This window comes from Streptomyces sp. NPDC025618, from assembly GCF_055558795.1.
On sequence record NZ_JBVHLW010000076.1, the window covers coordinates 1 to 9,215 of the forward strand.

Below are 9,215 nucleotides of genomic sequence, written 5' to 3' on the forward strand. Positions count from 1 at the left end.
TTTTTCCCCCCCCCCCCCCCCACCCCTCCCCTCCCCCCCCCCCCACCCCACCCCCCCCCCCCCCCCCCCCCCCCCCCGCCCCCCCCCCCCCCCCCCCCCCCTCGCCAGGGACGTCATGGACCGCCCGGGATCTGTCAGCCCGGGACCCCTCAGTCCGGCACCTGGATGATCGGGAAGCTGCCCGTGTTCGTCGGAGCGGATTCGGGCAGCCAGAGCACGGCGATCGCCCCGTGGCCCTCTCCCGACTCGGGGTCCGCGTTGCGGAAGGTCAGCCGCGCCCCGAGGACCCGCGCCTGGCCCGCCGCGATGGTCAGGCCCAGGCCGTGGCCCTTGCCCGCCCGGTCCGAGCTGCCCGTGCGGAAGCGGCTCGGGCCCTCCTTCAGCAGCTCCTCCGGGAAGCCCGGCCCGTGGTCGCGCACGCGCAGCACGCGCCCCTCCACGGTCACCTCGAACGGCCCCCTGCCGTGCTTGGCGGCGTTGGCGAGCAGATTGCCGAGGATGCGCTCCAGGCGGCGCGGGTCGGTGGAGACATAGGCGTCGCGCACGACCTTGACCTGGGCCTGCGGCTCCGCGAGCCGGACCCTGCGCAGGACGAACTCGCCGAGCCGGATGTCCTGCATCTCGGCCCGCTCCGCGAAGCCGTCCAGCCGGGCGACCTCGAGGACGTCCTCGACCAGGGTGCGCATGGCCTGGGCCCGGTCGCGGACGAGCTCGGTGGGGCGGCCGGGCGGCAGCAGCTCGGCGGCGGTGAGCAGGCCGGTGACGGGGGTGCGCAGCTCATGGGCGATGTCGGCGGTGACCCGCCGCTCGGCCTCCAGCCGCTGCTGGAGCGCCTCGGCCATGCCGTCGACCGCCCGTGCCAGATCGTCCGTCTCGTCCCGCACCCGCCCCCCGATAGCCTCGCGTACGCGCACCTCGGCGTCGCCGTCGGCGAGCTTGCGGGCGGCGGTGGCGGCCTTGCGCAGCCGCCGGGAGAGCTGGCCCCCGATGAGGATGCCCAGGGCGCAGCCGCCGAGCACCACCGCGACCGAGCCGATGATCAGCGCCCGGTCGAGGGCGTCGAGGATGGAGAAGCGGTCCTGGAAGCGGGTGTGGATCGAGAGGATCTTGCCGTTCCGCAGCGGGGTCGAGGCCCAGACCTCGGGGGTGCCCTTGCCGTCCGAGTCCTGGAGATAGGTGGCGCGCAGGCCCACGGCGGCGGCGTCCTTGAGCTGCTTGGGCAGCGCCGGGTCGTCCAGCTTCGCGTGGAGCATCAGCCGGTGGGTGCTCTCGTAGTAGCCCTGGGCGATCTGCACCCGGGAGTCCATCACGTCACGGGCGTTGTCGAGCATGGACAGCCGTGCGGCGTTGTGCACGACCAGGCTCAGCGCGACGGCCACCAGCGCGCTGACGCCGGCGATCGCGAGGCTGACCTTCCACCGCAGGCCGGAGCGGAGGTTGAGCTTCACCACGGGAGGCCCCGGTGGTTCACCATCGGGTGGTCAGCCTCTGAGCTTGTAGCCGAAGCCACGGACCGTCTCGATGCGGTCCTGGCCGATCTTGCCCCGGAGCCGCTGCACATGGACGTCGACGACGCGGGTGTCGCCGCCCCAGCCGTAGTCCCAGACCCGCTCCAGCAGGCGGTCGCGGGAGAGCACCGTGCCCGGCGCCGCGGAGAATTCCAGCAGCAGCCGCATCTCCGTCGGGGTCAGGGCCACCGGCTCGCCGGCCTTGTGCACCTCCATGCCCTCCGTGTCGACCTCCAGGTCACCGAAGCGCAGCACACCGCCCTCGATCGGCTCCGGCTCGTCGGCGGCGGAGCCCGCCCCGCCGGCGTGCCCGAAGCGCCGCAGCACGGCCCGTATCCGGGCGACGAGCACGGCACCGTCGAAGGGCTTGGTCACATAGTCGTCGGCCCCGGCCTCCAGGCCGAGCACGACGTCGATGGAGTCCGCGCGCGCCGACAGCATGATCACGGGGACGGTCGACTCGTCACGGATCCGGCGGCACAGGCTCACCCCGTCCAGCCCCGGCACCATGACGTCGAGCAAGGCGATGTCGGGCCTGCGGGCGCGGAAGCGCTCCAGCCCCAGCAGCCCGTCGGGCACCGCCGTCACCTCGAAGCCGTCGCGCTCCAGCGCCAGCTGGGTCGCCTCGCGGATGACGTCGTCGTCCTCGACGAAGAGCACATGCGTATCGGCCACGCTGCTCTCAGCCCTCCGTTCCCACGCTCGGGAGTTCACCCTTGTCGTTGTTGCCGACCTTGCTGAAGTCGGTGTGCGTGCGACTGGCCTCGCGGAACTCGTCCCCCGACCAGTGGTACGTCATGACGTCCTCGCCCGACGCACAGCACGCCGCGTCACCGGGACCGTAGACCTGCTTGGTGATCCGCAGGTCGCGGCGGTCTATCTCGGCGTAGACGGGCGGCTGCTCGGCCGCGAACACATTCTCGTACGAGTCGCCCTTGGCACGGTACACATACGAGGCGACCCCCAGGGAATCCCCGCAGGTCAGGATGTTGACGACCACGTCGTTGCGGGAGCCCTCGGTCACCTGCCCGTAGATCACGTCGACGGGATACTGGTTCTTCTCGCACGGCTTGAGGTTCTTCTTGACCTGATCACTGACCTTGGGGTCGGACTTGATCAGTTTGACGGCGTCGATCTTCCCCTGGGTGGGGGCCGCCGAAGCCGCGGGCACGCGGGTGGGCTTGGCCGCGGACTGGGTCTGCGCGGTGCCCTCCTTCCGCACGCCCTCACTGCCCGCCTCGCATCCGGCAAGCAGAAGACCGGCGGCCGCGGCCAGTGCTGCGACCGTGCCGCCGGTGATCAGTGCCGGCTTGGTGGGAGCCGCCTTTTTCAGGCTGCGCACCGTTCCTGCCCCCGCTCGTTGCGCTCAAGGGCGTGGAAGTCCAGGTCGCGGCTCTCCAGTTCCTGACGCAGCCGGGCCAGCGCCCGGTGCAGCGTGCTCTTGACCGTGCCGGTCGACATGCCGAGCGCCTCCGCGGTCTCCTCGGTGCTCATCTGCTCCCAGTGGCGCAGCACGACCACGCTGCGCTGCTTGGGTGCCAGGACTCCGAGGATGTCCATCAGCAGCGCACGGTCGGCGTGCTGCTCCGTGCCGTCCTCGACGCAGGCGTCGGGAAGCTGCTCGGTGGGCACCTCGTCGAGCTTGCGGGCGCGCCACCACTCCGTACGAGTGTTGATCATGACACGGCGGAGGTAGGCGTCGGCCAGCGACTTGTCCGCTATGCCTTCCCAGCGGCCGTAGGTGCGCACCAGAGCGGTCTGGAGGAGGTCCTGCGCGTCGATGGGGTCCGGGACGAGGCGGCGGGCGCTGCGCAGGAGGGCGTCCTGACGGTTGCGCACGTACTCTTCGAAGTCCAGAACCTTGCCGCTGCTGGCCATCTCGCAGCCTCCATTCCGCTTGCATTCCCCGCGTCACGCTGGCGGTCCCCCAGCACGAGTAGGACGCTACGGAGGAGCTGTTGCGGCGCGATGTGCAGCAGCACTGCGGCTGGTGCACAGCTGTCCATAGGTTGTGTAACAGCGCCGAGGGAAAGCCGAAGAAATGGGGCGCAAAGGGGGCTGTCGGCCTTTGCTTTGTTGCCGTGACCTGGGTGCGGACCGCCGGATCGGTCGCCGCCGCGAGCGCGGGGGAACCGCGCCCGGCACGGCTAGGTGAGCGGCAGCCGGTAGTGGCCGTCGGGCAGGGGTTCGACCAGGCCGTCCGCGACCAGCCCGTCGAGGGCGCGCGCCCGCTGCACCGGCTCGTCCCAGACCGCGTCCAGCGTCCGCTGCGGCACCGGCTCCAGGGCCTCGCGGAGCACGGCCAGGAGCTTCCCCCGGACCTGGCGGTCCGTACCGGCGTAGGTCTGGCCGCGGCGCGGCGGGCCGTCGTGCGCCGGGGAACCGGCCGCCCGCCAGGCGCACCGCGCGGCGATCGGGCAACGGGCGCAGTCGGGGGTGCGCGCCGTGCAGACGAGCGCCCCCAGCTCCATCGTCGCCGCCGCCCAGCGGGCGGCCACCGGCTCGTCGGCGGGCAGCAGCTCGCGCGCCAGCTTCCGCTCGGCGGCGGTGGTCGCGTTCGGCGGGTACTGCGCACCGCTCACGGCGCGCGCGAAGACCCGGCGGACGTTGGTGTCCAGGACCGCGTGCCGCTGCCCGAACGCGAACGAGGCGACCGCCGCGGCGGTGTACTCGCCGACACCCGGCAGCGCCAGCAGCTCGGCGTGGTCGCCCGGCACCTCGCCGCCGTGCAGCTCCGTGATCGCCGTCGCCGCCGCGTGCAGCCGCAGCGCGCGCCGCGGATAGCCGAGCCGGCCCCAGGCCCGTACGGCCTCGCCGGGCGGCTCCGCCGCGAGGGCGGCGGGGCGCGGCCAGCGGGCGAGCCACTGCTCGTAGACCGGCAGCACCCGGCTGACCGGCGTCTGCTGGAGCATGAACTCGCTGACCATCACCCCCCACGGCCCCGCCTCGGGGCGGCGCCAGGGCAGGTCGCGGGCGTGCGTGTCGAACCAGGCGAGCACGGGGCCGTGCAGAGCGGCATCCGTCCCGGGCACGCCTGCGGAGGGTGGCGAGATAGTCATCACCACGATCCTGACACGTGCCGGGAGGGCTCCGTCGCCGGGCGGAGCCGCATATGTGACTTTCGGCAGGGGCGCACGGCCCGGTCGCCCCGGTACGTTCGAGCGGTGAGCCGCAGATATGCCCTGACCACGGTGCTTCCGGACACCCTGCTCTGGGTGGCGCTGGCCGCTCCCGCCTTCGCCGCGACCGGTCTCGGGCTGAACACGCCGCGGCCCTGGTGGCAGTCGGTGTGCGCCGTCGTCCTCCTCGCCGTCGCCGTCGTGGCCTCGCGCGCGCGGCCGGCGCTCGGGCTGCTGCTCGTCGCGGGCATGGGCCTGGCCGCCTCGCCCTCGCTCTTCACGCTCTCGTACGGGCCCGCGCTCGCGGTCCTCGCCTATCTGCTCGGCCGTCGCTCGGCACGGGCCCGGCCCGCGCTGTACGCCTTCGCGGCGATCGCCGCGGCGGGCACGCTGCTCGTCGTGGGGCGCGGCTTCGACCCCGTCGTGGAATGGCTGGTTCTGATCGGCACGCTGCTCTTCGGGGCGGTCTTCCCGTGGCTGGTCGGCCGCTATCGCAGGCAGGACCGCGAGCTGGTGGCCGCCGGGTGGAGCCGTGCCGCGCAGCTGGAACGCGAGCAGGTGATCGTCGCCGACCGCGCCCGGCTGCGCGAGCGCGCCCGCATCGCCCAGGACATGCACGACTCCCTGGGCCACGAACTGAGCCTGATCGCGCTGCGGGCGGGTGCCCTCCAGGTGGCGCCCGGCCTCGACGCGGAACAGCGCGCGGCCGCCGCGGACCTGCGCGGGGCGGCGGCGGCCGCCACCGACCGCCTCCGCGACATCATCGGCATCCTCCGCGACCCCACGACGACCCAGGCGGCCCCCGTGCCCCCGCTGACCCCGGCGGACGAGACCATTCCGGCCCTGGTGCGGCGGGCGGTCGCCTCGGGCATGACCGTGAGCCTGCGCTGCGACGGGCCCGCGGCCGAAGCGCCGCCCATGGTCGAGCGCGCCGCCCACCGCGTCGTCCAGGAAGCCCTGACGAACGCGGCCAAGCACGCGCCCGGCGCCGAGGTCACCGTGACCGTCGAGCACGCCGCGGACGCCACCGCCGTGACCGTCGTCAACGGCCCCGCGCCCGCCGCGTCCCTCACCCGGCCCGGTGGCGGCGGCACCGGGCTGCTCGGCCTGCGCGAGCGCGCCGCCCTGGCCGGCGGGAACCTCTCCGCCGGGCCGCACGACGGCGGCTTCCGCGTCCGCGCCCATCTGCCCCACCTGCCCCACACGTCTCCCTCGCCCGCCGCGGAACAGCAACCGCAGCGCACCGGTGGGTCCGGCGGGTCTCAGGCGCTCACCGCCGCCTCGGCGGCCGGGGATCTCGACGCGTTCGCCCGCGCCCGGCGCGTGTCCCGGCGGCGCGTCGTCGTGCCGTTCGCCGTCGTCGGCGGATGCGCCGCCGTCTTCGTCGCGGCCGCCTTCGGGTGGTACGCCTACATCAAGGCGCACTCCGTGCTGAAGCCCGCCGACTACGCGGAGCTGCGCGTCGGCTCGCCGTACGCCGCGGTCGAGCCCCTGCTGCCGGACCGCCGCGTGGCCGAACCGCCGGTCCGGCGGGCCGTGGCGGCACCGCCCGCCGGGGCGCAGTGCCGCTACTACCGGGCCAGCGGCGAGCTCTTCGTCAGTGTCGACCACTTCCGGCTCTGCTTCCGCGACGGCCTGCTGGTCGCGAAGAGCCACATCCCCCGCGTCGGCACGACCGAAGTCGTCGAACAGGAGGAAAAGGAGTGGGTGCGGTGACAGGAGAGGCCATCAGGGTGCTGCTCGCGGACGACGAGGCGATGATCCGCGCCGGCGTCCGGGCCATCCTCGGCGCCGACCCCGGCATCGAGGTGGTCGCCGAGGCCGCGGACGGCCGGGAGGCCGTGGAGGCGGCACAGGCGCACCGCCCGGACGTCGCGCTGCTGGACATCCGGATGCCCCGGCTGGACGGCCTCGCCGCGTGCGAGGAGATCCGCCGCACCACACCCGGCACGGCCGTCGCCATCCTCACCACCTTCTCCGAGGACGCCTACATCTCCCGCGCCCTCGGCGGCGGCGCCACCGGCTTCCTCCTCAAGTCCGGCGACCCGTACGAGCTGATGGCCGGCGTGCGCGCGGTGGCCGACGGCGGTGCCTACCTCTCGCCCAAGGTCGCCCGGCACGTCATCGCCGAGCTGGGCGGCGAGCGGCTGACGCGCGGCACCGCCGCCCGCGCCCGCACCGCCGGGCTCACCGCCCGCGAGCGCGAGGTGCTGGCCCTGCTGGGGGAGGGGCTCTCCAACGCGGGCATCGCCCGCCGGCTGCACCTCGTGGAGGGCACCGTCAAGGGCTATGTGAGCGCGGTCCTGGACCGGCTGGAGGTCGGCAACCGGGTGCAGGCCGCGATCATCGCGTACGAGGCCGGACTGGTCACCGGCGACTGACCGGGGTGGAATGGGGATCATGAGCGAGACCGGGCAGCGGCCCCCGGACGAGATCCGGGCGGCCCTCGACGCCCACACCACCATGACCCTCGCCTACGCCGACGAGGACGGCCCCCAGGCGTGCGCCGTCCTCTACGCGCGGGCGGAGACCGCCGACGGCGGCCCCGCCCTCCTCTTCGTCACCTCGGTCACCACCCGCCACGGCCGTGCCCTCCTCGGCGGGAGGCCCGTCGCCTTCACCGCGCAGCGCGACGGTCAGGCGTGGACCGCCCTGACGGGCATTCAAGGGCGGGGCACCTGCCGCCGCCTGGAGGGCGCGGACCGCGAGGCGGGGTGGCGTACGTACGGCACGCGCTATCCGTACGTGGACCGGAACGAGAAGCTCCGCCAGGCGATGGAACGCACCGATCTGTGGGAGCTGCGCCCCGACTGGCTGCGGCTTGTCGACAACGGCCAGGGCTTCGGTCACAAGACGGAGTGGACTCACCACCCCAACGTGTGAACTCCCGTCATGCCTTGACGAGTACGCTCCACCGGCCACCGCGCCACCGCTCCACCAGCCTGGTGGTCGAGCGGACGAACAGCCGGGCGGTCAGCAGCGCGACGACGGCACCGAGCACCAGGCCCGCGGCCACGTCGTGCGGGTAGTGCACGCCGAGGAAGACCCGGGAGAAGGCCACCAGCAGCGCCATGGGCACCACCAGCCACGCCGTCACGGGGCGCGCCAGGATGATGCCGGTCGCCATGACGGCGGCCAGCGTCGCGTGGTTGCTGGGGAAGGAGTAGTCGTTCGCCGCCGGGCACGCGGCGATCGAGGTGACCGCGTGCGCCACCGCCCGGCACGGCCGCGCCTCGTCGACCAGGCTCTTTACGACCTCGCTGATCGCGTACGCCACGGCCGTGCCGACCGGCACCAGGAGGGTGAGGGCCACCTCGCGCGCGCCGCGCCGCCGGGCCAGCCACCAGATCACGACTGCCATCGCCGCCAGCAGCAACAGTCCGGCCTGGGTGCCGACTTCCGCGAGGCTGTGCACCCAGCCCGGGGTGGAGTGCGCGTAGTCGGTGATGTCACGGTAGAGATCGTCGTCCATGATCCCTGGAGCGTACGGAATGTCACCACCGCGGCACATCGGGCGATCGGCATGCGGCGCGCCTGACTTTCGTCAGGTATCGACAACGGAATGCCGTCGTCCTGCGGGCTGATGATGCGAAAAGTAGGCACCCGCCCGGCGGGTATTGGCTGGTGCCCTGCCCGATCTCTCGTAGAGTCTTCGCGTGGGATCTCTGCGCAATCCGATCGGGCCGCTTCCCTCCTCCATCTATTGGCGGCGGAGGGCAGTTGCGCTTGGCCTGCTCGGCCTTCTCGTACTGCTGGGATTGTGGATCGTCAGCCTCGGAGGTGACGGCGGCGGCTCCGGCAAGGACCAGGGCAAGGGCCCTACGGACGGGAAGGGCCCGGGGGAGACGACCATCACGCCCGGCCCCGTCCCCTCGGGCACCTTCAACAGCCAACGGCCGGGCGGCCGTGGCGACTCGGGCGCGAGCGGAAGCGGTGGCGTCGCGAACGACCATGGTGACGTCGGTGGCTCAGGGGGCTCCGGTGGTTCCGGTGGCGGCGCGGGCGGCTCCGGGTCCGGGGGCTCCGGCGGTGGCAGCGGAGTGCTGGGCACCGGCGACGGCAAGGTCGTTCCCGCTGGTTCCTCGCTGCCCGACTGCACGTCAGGATCCGTGAGCCTGACGGTTCGCAGCGTCAAGGACTCCTACGGCCCGGACGAGAAGCCGAAGTTCGAGATCGTCGTGAAGAACTCCGGCGGCTCGGCGTGCAAGGTCGACTTCGGGTCCACGGCGGCCGTCCTGAAGATCACCGCTGCCGGTGGCGACGATCACGTCTGGTCCTCCGACGACTGCCCCCGGGGCAAGGGCGCCGTCCTGATCGAGCTGCCCGGCTCGGGTGAGACGAAGCGGACGCTGGAGTGGGACCGCAAGAAGAGCGCCCCGCAGTGTGTGACGCCGTCCGGCGCTTCGTCGGCGGGCCCGGGGACGTACCGGGTGGAGGTCAAGGTGGCCGGGGTCACCGAGAAGTTCGAGTTCACCCTCGACAAGGGCTGACGCAAGAAAGAAGCGGGGGGGGGGGGGGGGGGGGGGGGGGGGGGGGGGGGGTGGTGTTGTGCCTCTGAGCATGCCATCTCCCAGCATAGCGCACCCCA

10 protein-coding genes are annotated in these 9,215 nt (G+C 73.2%); 4 read left to right on the forward strand and 6 right to left on the reverse strand.

All coding sequences use genetic code 11. The annotated features are described in order from the left end of the window. Positions 1-149: 149 nt before the first annotated feature. From cseC to ACZ4A5_RS31065, 5 genes are all read right to left on the reverse strand, one after another. Complete coding sequence (gene cseC / locus ACZ4A5_RS31045) at positions 150-1,451, reverse strand: two-component system sensor histidine kinase CseC (RefSeq protein WP_467591565.1); 1,302 nt, start codon at positions 1,449-1,451, stop codon at positions 150-152. 30 nt (positions 1,452-1,481) lie between these two features. Then, positions 1,482-2,183 (reverse strand): two-component system response regulator CseB, encoded by a 702-nt coding sequence (cseB, locus tag ACZ4A5_RS31050; protein ID WP_398873001.1) that lies wholly within the window; start codon positions 2,181-2,183, stop codon positions 1,482-1,484. Positions 2,184-2,190: 7 nt separating this feature from the next. Continuing rightward, positions 2,191-2,850 (reverse strand): hypothetical protein, encoded by a 660-nt coding sequence (locus ACZ4A5_RS31055; protein WP_398872999.1) that lies wholly within the window; start codon positions 2,848-2,850, stop codon positions 2,191-2,193. Next, a complete protein-coding gene (locus ACZ4A5_RS31060) occupies positions 2,838-3,386 on the reverse strand; it encodes a SigE family RNA polymerase sigma factor (RefSeq protein WP_121801639.1) in 549 nt (182 codons plus the stop codon). Before ACZ4A5_RS31060 ends, ACZ4A5_RS31055 begins: the two co-directional genes overlap by 13 nt. Positions 3,387-3,655: 269 nt before the next feature. Continuing rightward, on the reverse strand, positions 3,656-4,567 hold the full coding sequence (locus ACZ4A5_RS31065) for an HhH-GPD family protein (RefSeq protein WP_467591569.1): 912 nt from the start codon (positions 4,565-4,567) through the stop codon (positions 3,656-3,658). Positions 4,568-4,672: 105 nt separating this feature from the next. On the opposite strand from ACZ4A5_RS31065, the gene ACZ4A5_RS31070 reads away from it, so the two are divergent. Genes ACZ4A5_RS31070 through ACZ4A5_RS31080 form a run of 3 tightly spaced genes read left to right on the forward strand, consistent with a single transcriptional unit; the run spans position 4,673 to position 7,510 of the window. Then, entirely contained in the window at positions 4,673-6,343 is a 1,671-nt protein-coding gene (locus ACZ4A5_RS31070) for a sensor histidine kinase (RefSeq protein ID WP_467591572.1), read from the forward strand. Positions 6,344-6,384: 41 nt separating this feature from the next. Continuing rightward, complete coding sequence (locus tag ACZ4A5_RS31075; RefSeq protein ID WP_467591585.1) at positions 6,385-7,008, forward strand: response regulator; 624 nt, start codon at positions 6,385-6,387, stop codon at positions 7,006-7,008. Positions 7,009-7,027: 19 nt separating this feature from the next. Further along, positions 7,028-7,510 carry a pyridoxamine 5'-phosphate oxidase family protein gene (locus ACZ4A5_RS31080; protein WP_467591575.1) on the forward strand — a complete coding sequence of 161 codons (483 nt, stop codon included), beginning with the start codon at positions 7,028-7,030 and terminating at the stop codon, positions 7,508-7,510. A gap of 7 nt (positions 7,511-7,517) precedes the next feature. Here ACZ4A5_RS31080 and ACZ4A5_RS31085 read toward each other — a convergent pair whose 3' ends face one another. Continuing rightward, the gene (locus ACZ4A5_RS31085) at positions 7,518-8,099 is read right to left on the reverse strand and encodes a phosphatase PAP2 family protein (RefSeq protein ID WP_467591578.1); all 582 of its coding nucleotides are present in this window, start codon (positions 8,097-8,099) and stop codon (positions 7,518-7,520) included. Positions 8,100-8,283: 184 nt separating this feature from the next. Here ACZ4A5_RS31085 and ACZ4A5_RS31090 point away from each other — a divergent pair, with 184 nt between their 5' ends. Then, complete coding sequence (locus ACZ4A5_RS31090; protein ID WP_467591581.1) at positions 8,284-9,117, forward strand: hypothetical protein; 834 nt, start codon at positions 8,284-8,286, stop codon at positions 9,115-9,117. The last annotated feature ends 98 nt before the right edge of the window (positions 9,118-9,215 follow it).